At 76.1% G+C, this 17,951-nt stretch carries 19 protein-coding genes; 11 read left to right on the forward strand and 8 right to left on the reverse strand.

Going from position 1 to position 17,951, the window contains the following annotated elements; all coding sequences use genetic code 11:
• Positions 1-117: 117 nt before the first annotated feature.
• On the reverse strand, positions 118-795 hold the full coding sequence (locus SK069_RS10505) for a pentapeptide repeat-containing protein (protein WP_319954178.1): 678 nt from the start codon (positions 793-795) through the stop codon (positions 118-120).
• Between the two features lie 86 nt (positions 796-881).
• Here SK069_RS10505 and SK069_RS10510 point away from each other — a divergent pair, with 86 nt between their 5' ends.
• Both SK069_RS10510 and SK069_RS10515 read left to right on the forward strand, forming a co-directional pair.
• Positions 882-1,340: a hypothetical protein gene (locus tag SK069_RS10510; RefSeq protein WP_319954179.1), complete on the forward strand. Its 459-nt coding sequence runs from the start codon at positions 882-884 to the stop codon at positions 1,338-1,340.
• A 6-nt stretch (positions 1,341-1,346) separates the two neighbouring features.
• Complete coding sequence (locus tag SK069_RS10515; RefSeq protein ID WP_319954180.1) at positions 1,347-2,042, forward strand: HAD family hydrolase; 696 nt, start codon at positions 1,347-1,349, stop codon at positions 2,040-2,042.
• Between the two features lie 182 nt (positions 2,043-2,224).
• On the opposite strand, the gene SK069_RS10520 is transcribed toward SK069_RS10515, so the two are convergent.
• The gene (locus SK069_RS10520; protein WP_319954181.1) at positions 2,225-2,908 is read right to left on the reverse strand and encodes a Bax inhibitor-1 family protein; all 684 of its coding nucleotides are present in this window, start codon (positions 2,906-2,908) and stop codon (positions 2,225-2,227) included.
• 192 nt (positions 2,909-3,100) lie between these two features.
• Between SK069_RS10520 and SK069_RS10525 the strand changes: the two genes are divergently transcribed.
• Positions 3,101-4,108, forward strand: coding sequence for a lysylphosphatidylglycerol synthase domain-containing protein (locus SK069_RS10525; protein ID WP_319954182.1), 1,008 nt, complete (start codon positions 3,101-3,103; stop codon positions 4,106-4,108).
• A gap of 12 nt (positions 4,109-4,120) precedes the next feature.
• Here the strand turns inward: SK069_RS10525 and SK069_RS10530 are convergent, their stop codons facing one another.
• Both SK069_RS10530 and SK069_RS10535 read right to left on the reverse strand, forming a co-directional pair.
• Positions 4,121-4,990 carry a patatin-like phospholipase family protein gene (locus SK069_RS10530; RefSeq protein ID WP_319954183.1) on the reverse strand — a complete coding sequence of 290 codons (870 nt, stop codon included), beginning with the start codon at positions 4,988-4,990 and terminating at the stop codon, positions 4,121-4,123.
• 75 nt (positions 4,991-5,065) lie between these two features.
• A complete protein-coding gene (locus SK069_RS10535) occupies positions 5,066-5,332 on the reverse strand; it encodes a hypothetical protein (protein WP_319954184.1) in 267 nt (88 codons plus the stop codon).
• A gap of 84 nt (positions 5,333-5,416) precedes the next feature.
• Here SK069_RS10535 and SK069_RS10540 point away from each other — a divergent pair, with 84 nt between their 5' ends.
• Together SK069_RS10540 and SK069_RS10545 are read left to right on the forward strand one after the other, a co-directional pair.
• Positions 5,417-6,595, forward strand: a complete 1,179-nt coding sequence (locus SK069_RS10540; RefSeq protein WP_319954185.1) for a PQQ-dependent sugar dehydrogenase — start codon at positions 5,417-5,419, stop codon at positions 6,593-6,595.
• Between the two features lie 217 nt (positions 6,596-6,812).
• The gene (locus SK069_RS10545) at positions 6,813-7,613 is read left to right on the forward strand and encodes a DUF6683 family protein (RefSeq protein WP_319954186.1); all 801 of its coding nucleotides are present in this window, start codon (positions 6,813-6,815) and stop codon (positions 7,611-7,613) included.
• Between the two features lie 103 nt (positions 7,614-7,716).
• Here the strand turns inward: SK069_RS10545 and SK069_RS10550 are convergent, their stop codons facing one another.
• Positions 7,717-8,748: a class I SAM-dependent methyltransferase gene (locus SK069_RS10550; protein ID WP_319954187.1), complete on the reverse strand. Its 1,032-nt coding sequence runs from the start codon at positions 8,746-8,748 to the stop codon at positions 7,717-7,719.
• A 36-nt stretch (positions 8,749-8,784) separates the two neighbouring features.
• Between SK069_RS10550 and SK069_RS10555 the strand changes: the two genes are divergently transcribed.
• The 3 genes from SK069_RS10555 (at position 8,785) to SK069_RS10565 (ending at position 10,619) form a co-directional block, all read left to right on the forward strand.
• Positions 8,785-8,976 (forward strand): hypothetical protein, encoded by a 192-nt coding sequence (locus SK069_RS10555; RefSeq protein ID WP_319954188.1) that lies wholly within the window; start codon positions 8,785-8,787, stop codon positions 8,974-8,976.
• Positions 8,973-9,950, forward strand: coding sequence for a hypothetical protein (locus SK069_RS10560; protein WP_319954189.1), 978 nt, complete (start codon positions 8,973-8,975; stop codon positions 9,948-9,950). The genes SK069_RS10555 and SK069_RS10560 overlap by 4 nt, the downstream gene beginning before the upstream one ends.
• Before the next feature lie 72 nt (positions 9,951-10,022).
• Positions 10,023-10,619, forward strand: coding sequence for a hypothetical protein (locus SK069_RS10565; RefSeq protein WP_319954190.1), 597 nt, complete (start codon positions 10,023-10,025; stop codon positions 10,617-10,619).
• A 52-nt stretch (positions 10,620-10,671) separates the two neighbouring features.
• On the opposite strand, the gene SK069_RS10570 is transcribed toward SK069_RS10565, so the two are convergent.
• Positions 10,672-12,057, reverse strand: coding sequence for an FAD-binding oxidoreductase (locus tag SK069_RS10570; RefSeq protein ID WP_319954191.1), 1,386 nt, complete (start codon positions 12,055-12,057; stop codon positions 10,672-10,674).
• A gap of 73 nt (positions 12,058-12,130) precedes the next feature.
• On the opposite strand from SK069_RS10570, the gene SK069_RS10575 reads away from it, so the two are divergent.
• A complete protein-coding gene (locus SK069_RS10575) occupies positions 12,131-13,009 on the forward strand; it encodes a LysR family transcriptional regulator (protein WP_319954192.1) in 879 nt (292 codons plus the stop codon).
• Between the two features lie 189 nt (positions 13,010-13,198).
• On the opposite strand, the gene SK069_RS10580 is transcribed toward SK069_RS10575, so the two are convergent.
• Entirely contained in the window at positions 13,199-13,534 is a 336-nt protein-coding gene (locus SK069_RS10580) for a thioredoxin family protein (RefSeq protein ID WP_319954193.1), read from the reverse strand.
• A gap of 220 nt (positions 13,535-13,754) precedes the next feature.
• Between SK069_RS10580 and SK069_RS10585 the strand changes: the two genes are divergently transcribed.
• Complete coding sequence (locus SK069_RS10585) at positions 13,755-15,224, forward strand: NAD-dependent succinate-semialdehyde dehydrogenase (RefSeq protein ID WP_319954194.1); 1,470 nt, start codon at positions 13,755-13,757, stop codon at positions 15,222-15,224.
• Between the two features lie 31 nt (positions 15,225-15,255).
• Here the strand turns inward: SK069_RS10585 and SK069_RS10590 are convergent, their stop codons facing one another.
• Positions 15,256-16,143 carry a bile acid:sodium symporter family protein gene (locus SK069_RS10590; protein ID WP_319954195.1) on the reverse strand — a complete coding sequence of 296 codons (888 nt, stop codon included), beginning with the start codon at positions 16,141-16,143 and terminating at the stop codon, positions 15,256-15,258.
• Positions 16,144-16,316: 173 nt separating this feature from the next.
• Between SK069_RS10590 and SK069_RS10595 the strand changes: the two genes are divergently transcribed.
• Positions 16,317-17,921, forward strand: coding sequence for a GMC family oxidoreductase (locus tag SK069_RS10595; protein ID WP_319954196.1), 1,605 nt, complete (start codon positions 16,317-16,319; stop codon positions 17,919-17,921).
• Positions 17,922-17,951 lie beyond the last annotated feature (30 nt).

Genomic DNA, 17,951 nt, shown 5'->3' on the forward strand with positions numbered 1-17,951 from the left:
GTCGTCGAAGAGCCGGCGGGCGCCCGCCGCGACCGGGGGAGGGCGGAGATCCCGCGACCGGCGCCAGGAGCCTCCACCAGGCGTCCAGCGCGACTCCCGCAGGCGTCCGGTCCCCGGTCAGTCGCCGAGCACGCGCACGCCGAGCGCGGCCGCGAACGTCCCCGCCGACGCCACGATGTCCGCCCACGGCATCGCCACGCCCGAGAGGCGGTCCAGCGCGCGCGCCCCCTCGAGGTCGCAGCGCGTCATGGCGCAGCGCCGGAACCGCGCGCCGGAGAGGTCGACCTCGCGCAGGTCGCAGCCGTCGAAGCGGACCTCGTCGGCAACGACGTCCTGCAGGTCCGCGCCGGTGAGCAGGCAGTCCTCGAACGTCACGCGGCGCATCCGGCAGCCGGCGAACGTCGCCAGGTCGATCCGGCTGCCGTCGAAGCGGACGTCGTCGAGCGTGCCGGCGGTCCACTGCAGCCCGGTCAGGCGGACGCGACGCAGCACCGCGCGCCGGGCGGTGGCCTCGGCGAGCCGCGCGTTGGCGAGGCTCCCGCCGACGAGCTCGGCGTCGAGCAGGTGGACGCGGGGGAGCGCCGCGCCGGTCAGGTCGAGCTGCTCGGCCCGCGCCTCCCGCAGCGTCAGCCCGCGTGCGCCGGTGCCGTCCGCCCCCGACACGAGCGCCCCGGACCACGTCGCGTCGTCCTCGATCGCGGTCCCGTCGAGCGCGATCGGGGCCAGTCGCTCGGGCACGCGCGGCGCCGACGGCACCGGCGGCAGTCGCGCCTCGGGGGAGTCCGGACCGGCCATCGGCGCATCGTCCCAGGCCGCCCCGGCCGCCGCATCGGGGCGACGGGGATGCAGGGAGTCGGCGCAGCCGTCAGAATCACCGACCGATGCGTACGACCCGCGTGTTCCCTCTCGCCGCGGCACTGCTCGCCCTCGGCATGACCGGCTGCGGCGGAGACTTCCGCAAGGACGAGCCACAGACCGCCGTACGGGACTTCCTCGGCGAGGCCCTCGTGCAGCAGAACGGCCAGCGGGCGTGCGACTACCTCACGCAGGACGCGCAGACGGCGATCGCCGCCACCGGGCCCGTCGGCTCCGCATGTCGCGAGGCGATGGAGAAGGCCGAGCTCGTCGACGACGGCGAGGCGATCGTCAACACGGGCGAGGTCAACGGCCTCTCCTACGAGACGACGACCGAGGGCCACGAGGCGACCGTCAAGGTCGACGCGAACGGGCGCGAGCTGACGTTCACGCTGAAGCACGACGACGGCCTCGGCAACCTCTACGAGCCGGAGACGCCCTGGCGCATCACCGGCGGCGCCGAGGCGCTCGTCCGCGGGAGCTGAGCGCGGGTGACGGCCGAAGCAGGGGCGGGCCGACAGGGCCCGGCTCCCCGGCCGGCGGCCGTCATCTTCGACAACGACGGGACGTTCCTCGCGACGGAGGCGGTCTGGTCGCGGGCGGAGGAGACGCTCTTCGCCCGCCGCAACGTCGCCTTCCTGCCGGAGCACAAGCGCCGGCTCCTGGGGTCGAGCTTCGACCTCGCCGCGCAGTACCTCGAGGAGTTCCTCGATCGGCCCGGCGGCGGCGCGGCGCTCATGGCCGAGCTCATCGAGCTCGTGTACGCCGAGCTCGACGGCGAGGTGCCGCCGATGCCGGGGGCCGTCGAGCTCGTCACCGCGCTGAAGGCGGACGGGATCCCGGTCGCGATGGCCACGAACGCCGCGCGCGGGTTCGCCGAGAAGGCGCTTCTGCGCTCCGGCAACGCCGGCATCTTCCCGGTCCTCAAGACGGTCGAGGACGTCGGGGCGGCGAAGCCCGCGCCCGACCTCTACCTCGCCGCGGCGGAGGACCTGGGCGTCGAGCCGGCGGCGTGCTGGGCGGTCGAGGACAGCCCGACGGGGGTCGCGGCCGCCCGCGCCGCCGGCATGACCGTGATCGGCGTCGCGACCCACCCCGGGATCGTGCTGCACGACGCCGACCACGTGCACCCGTCGCTCGCCGACCCGGCGGTCTGGGCGCTGCTCGGGCTGGCGGCGCCCCGCTGACCCCTCGGTCCACTCGGCGCTGAGCCGCGGCGTCGAGGCGATCCGCGGATCGGCTGAGGTCCGGCCGGCCGGACCGGCTCCGTCCGACGTCGGGCGTCCCGCGCCGGAGAACGGCGACGGGGCGGCCACCGGCCGCCCCGTCGGGACCTCTCGGCGTCCGCGCGCGTGGCGCGGTGCCGGCGTCAGTCGCCGCCGAAGAGGCTCAGCAGCGAGACGAAGATGTTGTAGATGCCGAGGAAGATGCCGGTCGCCAGCCAGACGACGTCGTCCTCCGTGGCGTTCTGGCGCAGGATGTTGAAGTAGATGACGATCGCCACCGCCGAGAAGGCGCCGATGGCGAGGCTCACGAGGTCGCCGGCGATCCCGCCGCCGCCGCCGAACATGAGCATGCCCCAGCTGATCGCGACCGCGATGAGCAGGCCGAAGAAGATCGGCCGCATCCAGCTGCGCAGGTCCTTCGCCGTCAGTGCGCCGCCGGCGCCGGCCATGACGACGACGAGCGCCGTGGTGCCGGCGGCCTTCGTCACGGCGTCGGGCTGGACCTCGAGGTAGACGTTGAGGACCGGGCCGAGGCCGAGGCCGAGGAGCAGCGCGGCGATGAAGAGCACCGCCATGCCGCCGCCACCGGAGCGGAGCGAGGCGATGAAGTTCGACGCGATCAGCAGGACCATCGCGCCGACGGTGCACGCGATCGCCGCGCCCTGGCTCAGCGGCGCGGCGTCCCCGGGACCACCGCCGACGTAGGAGCCCAGGACGAGGAACCCGATCGCGACGGCGACGAGGAACATCGTCTGCGCCAGGAGGGCGCTGAAGGACAGGCGCTGCGCGCCCGCGGGATGGGAGTAGGTGGAGTACGTCTCCGGCATGGCGTCTGTGGGTCGGGTGCGGCCCGGCGGCGGCCCCTCGGGCGGCCGGTGCGAGCCATGGGCGGTGCTGCTGCACCGAGAGTAGCGGCCCACCGGGCGGACGTGGCGCATTCGCGCCAGGTTCGCGGCCGCCCGCCACGTGCGGACGGCCCGTGGGGGCGCCCCGCGGCGAGGGTCTCGTAGGCTTGCCCGGTGGTCGACGGAGCGACGTCCCCGGTGGTGACGCCCCTCGCCGGGATCAGCGAGGTCGCCGACTCCATCGGCAGCTTCTTCGAGTCGATCGCCGAGGTCCGGCTCCTGCCGCTGCTGCTCGGCCTCGTCTGCTTCATCGTCTACCTGTCCCTGCGCTCGCGGGCGTTCTTCAACGTCCTGCGCGCGGCGTACCCGACCGAGACGTTCCAGTGGCGGCGGATCTGGGGCGCCTACATCGCCGCCTACGGCTTCAACAACGTCATCCCCGCGCGCGGCGGCGACGTCATCAAGGTCTTCCTCGTCAAGACGTCGGTCCCGCGCTCGACGTACCCGGCGGTGACCGCGGCGATGATGGTCGAGGCGGTCTTCGACCTCACGATCGCCATCCCGATCCTCATCTTCGCCTTCACGCAGGGCGTCTTCCCGAAGCCGCCGGAGTTCGCCGACCTCGGCGCCTTCGACCTCTCGTTCATCGCCGCGAACCCGCGGCTGACGCTCTTCGTCCTGACCTTCCTCGCGGTCGGCCTGCTCGTCCTCTACGCCGTCCTGTCCGAGCGTGCCCGGCGGTTCTGGTCGCGCGTGAAGCAGGGGCTCGTGATCCTCGGCGACCGCCAGCGCTTCTTCCGCGAGGTCTGGCTCGTCTGCTTCGGGGGCTACCTCTTCCGCCTCACCGCGTTCTGGATGCTGCTGGAGGCCTTCCGGGTCGGCGGCTCGGTCCGCAACGTCCTGCTCGTCCACGGGATCAACGCCGTCGCGGCGCTCATGCCGTTCACGCCGGGCGGCGCCGGCGTCCAGCAGGCGTTCATGGTCAAGGTGTTCGCCGCCTCGGCGACCGGCGCGACCGTCGCGGCGTACTCCGTCGGCCAGCAGATCGCGATCGCGGTCGCCTGCCTGGGCATCGGCTTCCTCGCCCTCGTGCGGATCTTCGGGTTCCGCTCGTTCAAGGAGGTCATCGCGGCGGGCAAGGAGCACCGAGCGGCCGAGCAGGCCGGCGGCCCCGTGGGCTGAGCACGACGCCGGTCAGGCCGCGACCGACGACCGCGCGGCGGCGAGCGCCCGGCCCTGCTCCCGGCCGGCGAGGGCCGCCGGGGCGCGTGCCTCCGGGTCGAGCGGGTCGTCGCCGATCGCCGCTCGGGCGGGGTCGTCCGGGCGCAGCACGGTGACCGCGGTGCCGTCGTGGCGCAGCGCCGCGACCTGCTCGGCGAGGCCGCCGCCGGCGGCGAGGCTCGCCCCGAGGGACGGCGCGAGCACCACCACGCGACGGGCCCCGGCGGCCAGGTCGGCGTTCTCGCCCGACCAGAGCCCGCCGTCGACGTGCGGCCGGCCGTCGAGCACGACGGGCGGCCAGGTCAGCGGGACCGCGCAGCTCGCCGCGACCGCGTCGACGAGGGGCAGGCCGTCGGCGCGGGTGAGCACGCGACGCGCGCCGGTCGTGGCGTCGACGACGACGATCCGCAGGTCGGCGTCCGGCCAGGCGTGGCGCGGCAGCCGCGCGGCGATGACCGCGCGGCGGGCCGCGGGGGCGACCGTGTCGGCGCGGAGCGCCGCGGCGGCGATGCGACGGCGCCGCTCGGCCGGTGACGTCGCGTCGGCGACGAGCGCCGCGATCGTGACGCGCCGGGTGGCGGCGGGCACCCCCGGTGGCAGCTCGGGACCCCGCAGGGCAGGGTCGACCTGGCGCGCCACGAGCTCCTCGAGCGGCACGCCGGCGGTGATCTGGGCGGCGACGGTCGCGCCGGCCGAGGTCCCGATCACGAGGTCGGCACGCGTCAGGTCGTGACCGCCGGCGGCCAGGCCGGCGAGCAGCCCGAGCTGCCAGGCGATGCCCGCCACGCCGCCCGCGCCGAGCACCAGGGCGTCGGCGGCGTTCGGGTCGTCGGGGCGTGACACGGCCCGCCCCAGGCTACGCGCCGGGCGCGCGATCGGCCGTGCGACCGCGCACGCGGGCGCGACAGGACGCGCAGCTCAGCCGAGGCCCTGGCGCGCCTCGCGCACCAGGGTGACCGCCTCGGGGAAGACGGTCGCCATGAGCGCGCGGATCTGCTGCGCCTGCTCCTCCGCGTTGCCCTGGACGTTCACGCGGCTGATCGCGGCGACGGTCATCTGGACCGCCAGCCCGATCGCGTTGTCGGCCCACGCGAGCTTCTGCTGCCCCTGCATCTGCTCGGCGAACTCCATCATCCGCCGCTGCAGATCCTCGGGATCGCCGAACAGTCCTCCGAAGCCTTCCATCGGTCGATCGTAGCGCCCGCTGCTCCGTGGTCGGGCCGGACGCAGTCTGCGCACGCACGGGCGGCGATCCGCCAGGATGCGCGGATGCGGACCGTCCGGATGCTGGCCATCGCGACGGGCGTCCTGGCGCTCGCCGCCTGCGGGTCCTCGTCGGCCGACGAGGAGGGCGATCGCGCGGCTCCGGGCGTCGCGTCCCCGGCGCCCCCGGGCGCGGCCGGGGCGGCCCCCGGCGGGACCGCTCCGGGGAGCGCGGCGTCCGGTCGCGCCACGACGACCGACGGCGGCACCGCGCACGCCGCGCCCACCACGATCGCCACCGGGCTCGACACGCCGTGGGAGATCGCGTTCCTGCCGTCCGGCGACGCGCTGGTCAGCGAGCGCGGCGGCACGGTCCGGCGGATCGCGAAGGGCGGGCGCGGCGCTCGCGCGCTCGCGCGGGTCCCGGGCGTCCAGGAGCTCGGCGAGGGCGGCCTGCTCGGGCTCGCGGTCTCGCCGACCTACGAGCGCGATCGGCTCGTCTACGCGTACCTCACGACGCGCGCCGACAACCGGATCGTCCGCTTCCGGCTCACCGCGAGCACGCGCGCGATCCGGCCCCGGGTCGTCGTGCGCGGCCTGCGCAGCGCCGCGGTCCACAACGGCGGCCGGATCGCGTTCGGTCCCGACGGGAAGCTCTACGCGGGCGTCGGCGACGCGGGCGACCCCGCCCTCGCCCAGGACCGCTCGTCGCAGAACGGGAAGATCCTGCGGATGAACCCCGACGGCTCGGTCCCGGCCGACAACCCGTTCCGGGGCTCGCGCGTGCTCTCGCTGGGGCATCGCAACCCGCAGGGCCTCGCCTTCGACCGCGCCGGCCGGCTGTGGGCCAGCGAGTTCGGGCAGGACGCCTTCGACGAGGTGAACCTCATCCGCCCCGGCCGCAACTACGGCTGGCCGCGCCGAGAGGGCCGCGGCGACACGGCCGGGGGCCGCTACGTGAACCCGCTCGTGACGTGGCGGACCGACGACGCGTCCCCGTCCGGCGCGGCGATCGTCGGCTCGCGGCTGCACGTCGCGGCGCTCAAGGGGGAGCGGCTGTGGACCGTCCCGCTGCGCGGGACGCGGACCGGGGCGCCCCGCGCGACGCTCCGCGGTCGCTACGGCCGGCTGCGCGCCGTCGCCGCGGCGCCGGACGGCGCGCTCTGGATCGCCACGTCGAACCGCGACGGTCGCGGCGACGTCCGCGCCGGCGACGATCGGGTCCTCCGCGTCCCGGCGCGCTGACGATCCCGCGACGCGACGCGACGCGACGCGGCGGCGGCCAGCCCGGTCGCACCGCGGCCCCGGGGGCGCCGGGCGCTGGGCGGTCGCCCGCGAGAAGCGTGCGGCGCCCGCGCTCGAAACGGCACGGGGCCCGTCCACGCGCTGGTACGTTCGCCGTGGCGCGTCCCGCTCGCCCCGCCTCGGGCGAGCCGGCCCCGATCCCGCGCCGCTTCCCCCGATGCACGCGACCTCCGCTCCCCGCCCGCGGTTCCGCGCCGCCCGGCGCGCGCTCCTCGCCACCTCGGTCCTCGCCGCGACGCTCGTTCCCGTCTCGTCGGCGGGCGCGTACTACGACGGTCCCGCGTACGCCTTCCCGGTGCCGGACTACGTGAGCGGCCTCATCGGCCAGAACGCGCTGAGCAACGCGTACGCCGCGAGCGGCTCGTCCTCGCGCGGGACCCGGTCGCGCACGACCCGCGCCAAGCCGCGGCCGAAGCCGAAGCCCAAGCGCGCCACCGCGCGGCAGCTGCGGACCCTGCGCTTCGTCCCACGGCCCGAGGTCACCGCCCGCATCCACGAGCTGCTCGTCGCGCGGACGGGTCGCCCGGCGGCCGAGATCGTCCCGCTCCTGGACGGGGTGAAGGCCGACTGGGAGCGCGTCCTCACGAAGACGGTGAGGTGGTCGGCCCGGGATCTGGGCGACGCGTCGGCGTTCACCTTCCTCCAGCTCAACCGCCTCTACCGCGGCCAGAGCCGCCTGAAGGCCTCGGTCGTCGCGGCGCTCCGCACGCAGGTGCGCACCGATCTGGCGCTGAGCGCGGGCGTGCGCCGGCTGCCCGACGCCGACAAGCAGCAGGCGGCGGAGATGCTGCAGCTGCGCACGGTGTTCCTCGCGTCGAGCCTCGAGGACTCCCGGCAGCGCGGCGACGCGGCGGCCACGCGCACCGCGCGCGAGGACGTGCGGCGCTTCACGCGCGAGATCTACGGCGTGGACCTCGCGAAGGTGAAGCTCACGAGCACGGGGCTCGCGCGGCGCTGAGCGGCTCCGCGCCACGGGACGCCCGGCGCTGCGTCGTTCCTCGCCGCGGGACGCCCGGCCTCGTCGGCCGCCCGTGCGCTGCCGGTCCTCGGCCGGCGCGCGGTCAGCGCGCCGTCGGGTCGCGAGGCCCCACGGGTCGCCGCGCGACGAGCGCCATCGTGCCCCCGCGCCCCAGCGCGCCGGCCAGCGCCTCGACGGCGGCGGCGGCCGGGATCAGCGGGAGGGCCAGCAGCGTCACCGCGAGCGGCCGCGGCCGCGGCCGCTCCGTGCGCTTCAGGAGGTAGTAGAGGTAGGACGTCGTCCCGCTCAGGCGGTTCACGAGCGACTGCCAGAACCCGAACGGGTTGTGCTCCAGCAGGACCTGGTGGACGGCGACGACCTCGAGGCCGGCCCCCTCCGCGATCCGGCGCAGCCCCGCGGGCGTGAAGTGCGTGCGGTGCCGCGGCACGTCGAGGTGGAACCAGCGCGCGCCCCCGATCCGGGCCTGCAGGGACCCGAGGTTCGGCACGCCGATCAGCAGCACCCCGCCGGGCCGCAGCCAGCCGCCGAGCCGCTGCACCGCGGCGCGCGGCTCGTCGAGGTGCTCGAGGACGTGCCAGAGCGTCACGGCGTCCTGCGACCCGTCGGCCACGGCGGCGTCGTCGATGCCGGCGCGCTCGAGCGTGACGCCGTAGGCCGCGGCCGCGGCCTCGACGCCGCGGGCGGCCGGCTCGAAGCCGGCGGCGTCCCAGCCGGCCTCGCGCGCCGCGGCGACGAACCGCCCGCGGCCGGCGCCGGCGTCCAGCAGGCGGGGCGCATCCGCGGCCGTCGACGCCGGGGACCGCGGCGCGTGCCGCGCCACGAGACGCAGGCGCTGGCGGTCGAACGCCCGCAGCAGCGGTGCGGCGAGGCCCGAGCCGCGGGGGCGTCGCGTCGCGTAGCTGCCGCCGTCGTGCGCCTCCTCGAACGTCGGCGCGGGGCCGGCGGTCACCGCGGTGCCGCAACGGGCGCAGCGGCGCAGCGCGAACGTCCCGGGGAGCGAGGGGTCGCTCGTCGCGACGGAGCGCCAACGCGCCAGGGGTCCGTCGCAGGCCGGGCAGGTCGCCGGTCGGGTCGCCTCGGGCTCGGGATCGGTCGCGGAGCCGGAGACGGGCACGCGGCAACGGTACCGCCGTCCGTAGAATGCCCCGCCGTGGCCCGACTGAGTCCCCGACAGCGCGCCTGGCGCGGCCGGTTGGAGACGGTGCTGCGCGTCGCCGCGCCCGCGCTCGACCTCGTCGTCGGCTCCGCCGAGCGGATCGACCGCGCCGGCCGGACCGCCGGACGGGCCCTCTCTCGTCAGCGAGCGTCGCGCTCGCGCGTCCGTCCCGGAGGACCGGCATGAGCACCCAGCGCCAAGCGCGATCGCCCAAGCCGATCCCCGATCCGCTGGATCCCGAGGAGACGCTGCGCATCGAGCGGCCGTGGCGACCGCGGCTCGCGATCATGGCGATCCTCGCCGGCGTCCTGCCGGTGATCGCGAACGTCCTGCAGATCCTCGCCACGCGGGACCTGCCGCGCGACCCGAAGACGGTCGTCTCCGTGCCCGACGCGCTGACGAGCTACGCGTCCGGCAGCCAGGGCGGCGGGCTCCACGGCTTCCAGGCCGAGCAGGTCGCCGCCTATGGCGACAAGGCCGGGCTCATCGTCGCCTCCTCGATCGCCACGGCGATCGGGCTGCTGCTCGCCGCGCCGGTGCTCCACGGCCTGCTGCGCGGCGCCTTCCGTCGTCGGCCGTCGTTCCCGAAGTGGTTCCTCTGGCTGCCGTTCATCGGGGTCACGATCTTCGCGATCGGCTCCTCGCTCGGGCTCTCGTACCGCGCGATCCACATGTCGGACTTCGCCGGGCTGCCGCTCGCCGAGCAGACGAACCACGCGGCCAGCGACGCGTTCCAGTCGGCCGGTGACGACCTCGGCCCGCTGCTGGCCATCAGCGGCGTGGCCCAGATGCTCTTCGCGGTCTCCATCGGCGCCGCGGGCCTCAGCGCGATGAACGTCGGGCTCATCACCCGCGCGATGGGCATCATCGGCGTGATCCTCGCGGTCCTCGTCGTGATCCCGATCGTCGACCAGCAGGGCTTCCTGCGCTCCTTCTGGCTCATCGCGATCGGCTTCCTGCTGCTGAACCGCTGGCCCGGCGGGCGGCCCGTGGCCTGGGACGACGGCCGGCCGCACCCGTGGCCGACCCGCGCCGAGCAGATGGAGGCGCTCGAGCGCGCCGCCGCGGCGAAGAAGAACCAGACCTCGCCGGCGCAGGACGGCGACGAGCCGGCGCCGACGCCGAAGAGCAGCGGCAACCGCCGCAAGCGCCGGAAGTAGCGCCGGCCCCGCCGACCCGGCGCGGGCCTGGGCGGCGTCGGCGTCCGCGCCCGGTCCCGTAGCGTGCCGGGCATGGACGTCACGCTCCACGAGCACGCGCTCGGCCTCACCTGGGTCGTCGACGAGCCGATGGAGCGGGCCAGCCACGCGCTGCGCGTCGACGGTCGGATCTGGCTCGTGGACCCCGTCGCGTGGGAGCCGGCGCTCGAGGCCGCCCGCGGGCTCGGCGAGGTCGCGGGCGTGCTGCAGCTCCTGGACCGCCACGCGCGCGACGGGGCCGCCGTCGCGTCGCGCTTCGGCGTCCCGCTGCGCCCGCTGCCGCGGGCGCTGCCCGAGGCGCCCTTCGAGCTGCGGCGGCTCGTCGATCGGCCGTGGTGGCGGGAGGTCGCCCTCTGGTGGCCGGCGGAGCGGGCGCTGATCGTGCCCGAGGCGGTGGCGACCGCGACGTACTACGGGCTCGGTCGGTCGCTCGGCGTCCACCCGATGCTGCGGCTGCGCCCGCCGGCGGGCCTGCGCGGCCTGGACCCCGAGCACGTCCTCGGCGGCCACGGCGCGCCGCTGCACGGACCGACCGCCCGTGCGGCGCTCCACGAGGCGCTCGCGCGCAGCCGCGGCGACCTGCCGCGGTTCCTCCGCCGCCTGCCGGCGATGGCCCGCGAGTTGCGCTGATCCGCCGCGACCCGTCCGAGAAGCCGGCGCCCGGCGTCCGACGCCGGACGCGTCAGAGCTTGCGGCCCGGGTTCATGATCCCCGCCGGGTCGAGGACGTCCTTCACCGCCCGCTGCGCGCGTCGCAGGGTCGGGTCGAGCGCCGCGGCGGCCTCGCGCTTGACGAGGCCGATCCCGTGCTCGCCGGTCAGCGCACCGCCGAGCCGGTGGGCGATCTCGAGCATCGCGTGCGCCGCCTGCTCGGCGCGGGCGAGTTCCGCCGCGTCGTCGCGGTCGACGAGGACCGTCGCGTGCAGGTTGCCGTCGCCGGCGTGGCCCCACGAGGTGACCGGCACGCCGTGGCGCGCGCCGACCTCCTCGACCGCGGCCAGCGCGTCGCCGAGGCGGCTCGCCGGCACGACGAGGTCCTCCGAGAGCTTCCCGCCGCGGGCGGCCGTCACCGCGATCGACACGCCGTCGCGCCAGCGCCACAGCGCGTCGACCGCGGCCCGCTCGGTCGGCGCGCGGACCGCGAGCGCGTCGGGGGCCAGGGCGGTCGCGAGCTCGCGCGCCTCCAGCGGCGCGACCGCCGCCGGACCGAGCGCCTCGACGAGCACGGCGAAGCCCGCGCCCTCGGGCAGGCCGCCGGGGAACGCCCCGGCCGAGGCCGCGAGCGTCGTGCCGTCGAGGAACTCGAGCGCCGTCGGCACGACGCCGCACGCGAGGACCGCGGCGATCGCCGCGAGGCCGGCCTCGCGATCGGCGTAGAGCGCGATCGTCGGCAGCGCGACCTCCGGCGCGGGCTGGAGTTTCAGGGTCACCTCGGTCAGGACGCCGAGCGTGCCCTCCGAGCCGCAGAGCAGGCCGAGGAGGTCGAGCGTCTCGACGTTCTTGCGCACCGCGCCGCCGAGCCGCACCCGCTCGCCGTCCCCGAGCACCGCCTCGACGCCGGAGACCCACGCCCGCACCGGTCCGTGCTTGAACGAGCGCGGACCGCCGGCGTTCGTGGCGACGTTGCCGCCGAGGAGCGAGGACTCCGCCGAGCCGGGGTTCGGGGCGAAGAACAGGCCCGCTTCGAGGCAGCGCCGCTGGAGGTCGGCGGTGACGGTGCCCGCCGGGAAGGTCGCCGACCAGTCCTCGGGGCGGATCGTCGCGCCCCGCGTCAGCCGGTCGGTCGCGAGGACCACCGCGTCCGGGTCGTCCGGCGCGGCGCCCGGCACCGCGCCGCCGGAGAACCCGGTGCCGCCGCCGCGGGGGACGAGCGCCGTGCCGGTCCGCGCCGCCCAGCGCACGACGGCCGCCACCTCCTCGGCGTCGGCGGGGCGCACGGCGGCCAGGGCGCGGCCGGTGAGCCCGCGGGACTCCGTCGCGTCCTGCAGGAGCTCCCGCGGCACCGGGTCGAGGACGTGCTCGTCGCCGACGATCCGGCCGAGGTCGGCGCGCAGGGCGGGGGAGGCCATGGGTCCTTCTACCGCAGCGGTGCGGACCCCCGCGGCGGCAGGGTCCGGCGCCCGCGACTGCGACGATCGCACGATGGACCTGCGGGCGCTGGAGCACTTCGTGGCCGTCGTGGACCACGGGAGCATCACCCGCGCGGCGCTCGCCCAGCACCTCACGCAGCCGGCGCTCTCCCAGCACGTCCGCCGGCTGGAGGCGCAGCTCGGCGTCGTGCTGCTGCGCCGGACCCCCGCCGGGGTCGAGCCGACGCCGGCGGGCGTCGAGCTCGTCGCGCACGCCCGCGGACTGCTCGCCGGCGAGCGCGAGCTGCGCGGGGCGATGGACGGCCACGCCGCCGCGCTGCGCGGCCTCGTGCGGGTCGCGTGGACGGCGGGCGACGACGACGGGCTGGCGGACGCGCTCGCGGCGTTCGCGACCGCGCATCCCGGCGTCCGGCTGACCGCGTCGGCGCTGCGGACGGTCGAGCTCGACGACGCGCTGCGCCGCGGGGCGGTCGACCTGGCGGTGCGCGGCGGCTCGGCCGACGAGCCGTCGCCGGCGGACGCGACGACGCTGCGCGAGATACCCCTGGGGCTGCTCGTGGCCTCCAACGATCCGCTCGCCGCCGACGCGGCGGGGGTGGAGGTCGCGGCGCTCGCCGGCCGGCCGTTCGTGCTCGCCGAGGAGGGATCGGGCCGTCGGGCCGCCGCGCTCGCGACGTGCGAGGCCGCCGGCTTCGGCCCGCTCCCGCGGTTCGTCGCGGGCGATCCGACGGCGGTCGAGCGGCTCGTCGCGGCGGGCCTCGCCGTCGCGCTCGTCCCCGCGGTCCCGCCGGCGACGGCGGGCGTCGTCCTGCGGACGGTCGTCCCGGCACCGGCGACGTTCGCGGTCCGGCTCGTGCGCGCCGCCCCGGTGAGCCCGGCGGCCGCCCGTCTGGCCGACTGGCTCGTCGCCGCGCTCGGCGGGCCGGCGTAGCGGTCTTCGCCGTGGACGTCGCGCGGCCGACCGTCGGCGCTTGCCCGGCCGCGGGTGCCGGCTCGCCCGGCCGCCGTGTCCGGTCCGCGGACCGGTCGGTCGGCCGCGTCCGACCCGACCGAACGACGGGCCCGACCGACCGACCCCGCCGATGGTCGTCCCGGCGTCCGGCCGTCTCCCGGGTCGCGATCAGGCGCCGACCAGCGGCTCGATCTCCGACGCCAGCCGGCCGTACGGACGCGCGCCGACGAGCCGCAGCACCTCGACCCCGTCGCGGAACCCGAGCAGCGTCGGCAGCGACAGGACCCCGTAGCGGGACGCGATCTCCGTCTCGGCGTCGGTGTCGAGGGTCAGGACCCGGAGCCCCGAGTGCTCCTCGTCGAGGCGCTGGAGCACCGGCTGGATCGCGCGGCACGGCGGGCACCAGGCGGCGCCGAGCTCGACGAGCACCGGGGTCTCGGCCTCGAGCACGTCGGCCGTCCAGCGGTCGGTGGTCGTGTGGGTCAGCGGCGTGGTCGTCGTCATGGACCGAGGGTCCCGTGGCACGGCGCGGGCGTCCAAGTGCGATCCGTGATGGCCGTCAGAAGCGCCGGACGCCCCCGCGGCAGGACGCGCGAGGAGCACGCGGCACGGCGGTGGGCGCGAAGGCGCGACAGTCCGTCCGCGCGGGCGGCGCGCGACGATCGGGTAGACGTACGGGAGCGGGACCGATCCGCGCCGAAGCGACGAGAGACGAGGCACCGAGATGGCTGACACGAGCACCCCGACGGACCTGCCGCTGCGCGTTCCCCACAAGGCGCTCGTCGACGGCGACTGGACGTCGCTCGGCGGCGAGACGTTCGCCGTGACCGACAAGGCCGACGGGCGCGAGATCGCCCACCTGCCCGACGCGACGCCCGACGACGTCGACGCCGTCATGGAGGCCGCGTGGGAGGGCTTCCTCGCCTGGCGCGACACGCCCGCGCGCGAGCGCGCCGAGGTCCTGCGGCGGGCCTTCGAGCTCGTCGAGGAGCGCAGCGAGGAGCTCGCCACGCTCATGTCGCTGGAGATGGGCAAGGCGCTGCCGGATTCCCGCGGCGAGGTGGCCTACGGCAACGGGTTCCTGCGCGAGTACGCCGAGCGCGCCACGCGGATCGAGGGCCGCAACGCCTTCCACGAGGGCACCGGCGGGCGGATCCTCACCCAGCGCGACCCGGTCGGGCCGTGCGTCTTCGTCACCCCGTGGAACTTCCCGCTCGCGATGGGGACGCGGAAGATCGCCCCGGCGCTCGCCGCCGGCTGCTCCGTCGTCGTCAAGCCCCCGCAGCTCACGCCGCTGACGATGCTCGCGCTCGGCGGCATCCTCCTCGAGGCCGGGGTGCACCCGAAGGCGATCCAGGTCGTCACGACGACCGACTCCAAGGGCGTGACGTCGAAGCTCATCGAGCACCCCCGGACGGCGAAGCTCTCCTTCACCGGCTCGACGCCGGTCGGGCGCAACCTCGCCGAGCAGGGCGGCAAGCAGCTGCTGCGGATGTCGATGGAGCTCGGCGGCAACGCGCCGTTCGTGGTCTTCGAGGACGCGGACGTCGACGCGGCGCTCGAGGGCGCGAAGATCGCGAAGTTCCGCAACGGCGGCCAGGCCTGCACCGCCGCGAACCGGTTCCTCGTCCACGAGGCCGTCGCGGAGCGGTTCTCGCAGGGCCTCGCCGAGATCGCCGACGGCCTGAAGCTCGGCCCGGGCACCGACCCGGACACGACCCTCGGCCCGCTCGTCGACGACGACGCGGTCGAGAAGGTCCGCGAGCTCGTCGACGACGCGACGGAGCGCGGCGCCACGGTGCTCGCCGGCGGCTGCGACAAGGCCGACGGGCGCTACTTCCCCGCGACGGTCCTCGGCGGCGTGCCGGCCGACGCGCGGATCCTCCACGAGGAGGTCTTCGGGCCGGTCGCGCCGATCATCACCTTCTCCAGCGAGGAGGAGGCGCTGCGCCTCGCCAACGACACGGAGTACGGCCTCGTCGCCTACTTCTACACCGAGGATCTCGCCCGGACGCTGCGCGTGTCGCGCCAGCTCGAGGTCGGGATGGTCGGCGTGAACGTCGGCCTCGTGTCGAACCCGAGCTCCCCGTTCGGCGGCGTGAAGGACTCCGGCTTCGGCCGCGAGGGCGGCCCGGAGGGCTTCGACGAGTACCTGCAGTACCGCTACGTGGCGATCCCCGACCCGCGCGACTGAGCGCATCGCCCCGGCCGGTGCCCGCCCGCGCTCACGCGGGCGCGGCGGGCGCGGGCGGCTCGGCGCGACCCCGGGTGACGAGCCAGCCCGCGATCGCCGCGCACGGGTACATCGCGATCGCGTACACCGCCGCCGGGATCGCCAGCTCGCTGCTGCCCAGGACGCTCGTGGCCACCGCGATCGCGATCGTCGCGTTGTGCATGCCGATCTCCATCGCGCAGGCCACCGCCTGGCGGTCGCCGACGCCCGCCAGCCGCGGGACGCCGTAGCCGACGGCGAGGCTGATCGCGCAGAAGAGCAGCGCCACCGGGCCGACCGCGGGCAGCTCGTCGAGGACCCGGTCGTGCTCGGCGATCGCGGTGCCGATGATCGCGATCACGAGCACGGCGACGGAGAACCGCCGGACGGGTCGGTCGGCGGCGATCGCGAACGCGGGCCGCCGCGCGCGCACGAGCATCCCGATCGTCACCGGGACGAGGACGATCGCGAAGACCTGGAGCACCTTGCCGAACTGCAGGCCGATGTCGCCGTCGGTGCCGACCGGGTCGAAGTGCCCGATCGCCAGCCCGACGACGAGCGGCAGCGACACGATCGCCAGCACGGAGTTCACCGCGGTGAGGGTGATGTTCAGCGCCACGTCGCCGCGGAAGAGGTGGCTGAAGAGGTTCGCGGTCGTGCCGCCCGGGGACGCCGCGAGCAGGAGCATGCCGACCGCGAGCTCGGCCGAGAGGTCGAACGCGAGGACGAGGCCGAGGCAGGCCGGGGGCAGCAGGAGCAGCTGGCAGGCGAGCGCGACGAGGACCGCCCGTGGCTCCTGCGCGACGCGCCGGAAGTCGGCGACCGTCAGCGCCAGGCCGAGCCCGAGCATGACGATGCCCAGGGCGACCGGCAGGAGGATCGTGGCGGCTCCGGAGTCCAAGGTTGCAGGAGCGTAACCGAGCGGGGTCGCGCCAGGTGACGGAGGTCGCCGCGCACCTCGCGGTGGCTCGCGGCGCGACCCCGGCTCGGCGTGGCGCCGCAGCACGCCCGGACGCCGGCCGATTGTGGTCGGAGCCCCCTCGCGGGCCGCGGCGGATCGGCGAGGCTCGCGCCATGCCCTCCGCGCACTACGTGATCGTCGGCGCCGGCTCGGCCGGCTGCGTCCTGGCCAACCGCCTCTCGGAGGACCCCTCGACGCGGGTGCTCGTGCTCGAGGCCGGCGGCAGCGACCGCGACCTGAACGTCATGATCCCGCTGGCGTTCTCCAACCAGTTCCACGGCAAGCGCGACTGGGACTACTCGACCGAGCCCGAGCCCGGTGCCGCGAACCGCCGGCTCTACATGCCCCGCGGCAAGCAGCTCGGCGGCTGCAGCGCGATGAACGCCATGCTCTACGTCCGCGGCCGGCCGCTGGACTACGACCTGTGGGAGGAGCAGGGCGCGACCGGCTGGGGCTGGAAGGACGTCCAGCCGTACTTCCTGCGGTCGGAGGACAACGCCCGCGGCGCGAGCGAGCACCACGGCGCCGGCGGCGAGCTGCGCGTCGAGGAGCAGCGCGAGGCCCGCGCGATCAACGAGCCGATCCTCGCGGGCTTCGAGGCCGAGGGCATCCGGCGGATCGACGACTACAACACGCCCGAGCAGGACGGGGCGACGATGTTCCAGGTGACGCAGAAGGGCGGGCGCCGTTGGAGCGCCGCCGACGCGTTCCTGCGCCCGGCGATGAAGCGCCCCAACGTCCAGGTCGTGACCCACGCGCAGGTCCTGCGGCTGGAGCTCGAGGGCACGAAGGTCGTCGGCGTCCGCTACCGCGACAAGCGGGGCGCCGAGCACGTCGCGCACGCCGACCGCGAGGTCCTGCTGAGCGCCGGCGCGATCAACTCCCCGCAGATCCTCATGCTCTCGGGCATCGGCCCGGGGGCGCAGCTGCAGCAGCAGGGCATCCCCGTCGTCCAGGACCTCCCGGGCGTCGGCGAGAACCTGCAGGACCACCCGATGTTCACCATGAACTACGCGATCCGCGGGGAGGGCGCGGCCGGCACGCTCTACGGCGCGGACAAGCCCGCGCAGCTCCTGAAGTGGCTCGCCACCCGGCGCGGCCCGCTGACCTCGACGGCCGCCGAGTCGGTCGTGTTCTGGCGCAGCCGTTCCGGTCTGCCGGCCGCGGACATCCAGTTCCACTGCGGTGGCCTGTACTACGAGCAGCACGGCGCCGCCGAGCACGATGGGCCGGCGATGGTGATCGTGCCGGTGCTCGTCGCGCCCCGCAGCAAGGGGCGCGTGACCCTGCGCTCCCCCGACCCGCTGGCGGCGCCGGCGATCCTCACGAACGCGCTCGTCGACGACGAGGACGCCGCGGCGCTCGTCGCGGCGGTGAAGCTCGCCCGGCGGGTGGCGGCCAGCGGTCCGCTCGCACCGCACGTCGACCGCGAGCTGCTGCCCGGCCCCTCCGCGCAGAGCGACGAGGAGATCGACGCTGCGGTCCGCGAGCGGATCGAGCTCATCTACCACCCCGTCGGCACGTGCCGGATCGGTGCGGCGGACGACGACCAGGCGGTCGTCGACCCGGAGCTGCGGGTCCGGGGCATCGAGGGCCTGCGCGTCGTCGACGCCTCGGTCTTCCCGGTGATCCCGGGCGGCAACACGAACGCGCCGACCTACATGGTCGCCGAGCGCGCCGCGGACCTCGTCCGCGGTCGGGTGCCCGCCGTGGCCTGATCGCGGCGCTCCGCGCGCCGTCGATCGGTG

Source organism: Patulibacter brassicae (assembly GCF_033949425.1).
Lineage (GTDB): Bacteria > Actinomycetota > Thermoleophilia > Solirubrobacterales > Solirubrobacteraceae > Patulibacter > Patulibacter brassicae.

What these genes read in the sequence shown, in the direction of transcription:
- SK069_RS10570 (WP_319954191.1), bottom strand. Translation starts at nt 12,057, where the DNA reads ATGGCCTCCCCCGCCCTGCGCGCCGACCTCGGCCGGATCGTCGGCGAC.
- SK069_RS10540 (WP_319954185.1), top strand. Translation starts at nt 5,417, where the DNA reads ATGCGGACCGTCCGGATGCTGGCCATCGCGACGGGCGTCCTGGCGCTC.
- SK069_RS10575 (WP_319954192.1), top strand. Translation starts at nt 12,131, where the DNA reads ATGGACCTGCGGGCGCTGGAGCACTTCGTGGCCGTCGTGGACCACGGG.
- SK069_RS10545 (WP_319954186.1), top strand. Translation starts at nt 6,813, where the DNA reads ATGCACGCGACCTCCGCTCCCCGCCCGCGGTTCCGCGCCGCCCGGCGC.
- SK069_RS10560 (WP_319954189.1), top strand. Translation starts at nt 8,973, where the DNA reads ATGAGCACCCAGCGCCAAGCGCGATCGCCCAAGCCGATCCCCGATCCG.
- SK069_RS10510 (WP_319954179.1), top strand. Translation starts at nt 882, where the DNA reads ATGCGTACGACCCGCGTGTTCCCTCTCGCCGCGGCACTGCTCGCCCTC.
- SK069_RS10565 (WP_319954190.1), top strand. Translation starts at nt 10,023, where the DNA reads ATGGACGTCACGCTCCACGAGCACGCGCTCGGCCTCACCTGGGTCGTC.
- SK069_RS10535 (WP_319954184.1), bottom strand. Translation starts at nt 5,332, where the DNA reads ATGGAAGGCTTCGGAGGACTGTTCGGCGATCCCGAGGATCTGCAGCGG.
- SK069_RS10585 (WP_319954194.1), top strand. Translation starts at nt 13,755, where the DNA reads ATGGCTGACACGAGCACCCCGACGGACCTGCCGCTGCGCGTTCCCCAC.
- SK069_RS10520 (WP_319954181.1), bottom strand. Translation starts at nt 2,908, where the DNA reads ATGCCGGAGACGTACTCCACCTACTCCCATCCCGCGGGCGCGCAGCGC.
- SK069_RS10580 (WP_319954193.1), bottom strand. Translation starts at nt 13,534, where the DNA reads ATGACGACGACCACGCCGCTGACCCACACGACCACCGACCGCTGGACG.
- SK069_RS10595 (WP_319954196.1), top strand. Translation starts at nt 16,317, where the DNA reads ATGCCCTCCGCGCACTACGTGATCGTCGGCGCCGGCTCGGCCGGCTGC.
- SK069_RS10505 (WP_319954178.1), bottom strand. Translation starts at nt 795, where the DNA reads ATGGCCGGTCCGGACTCCCCCGAGGCGCGACTGCCGCCGGTGCCGTCG.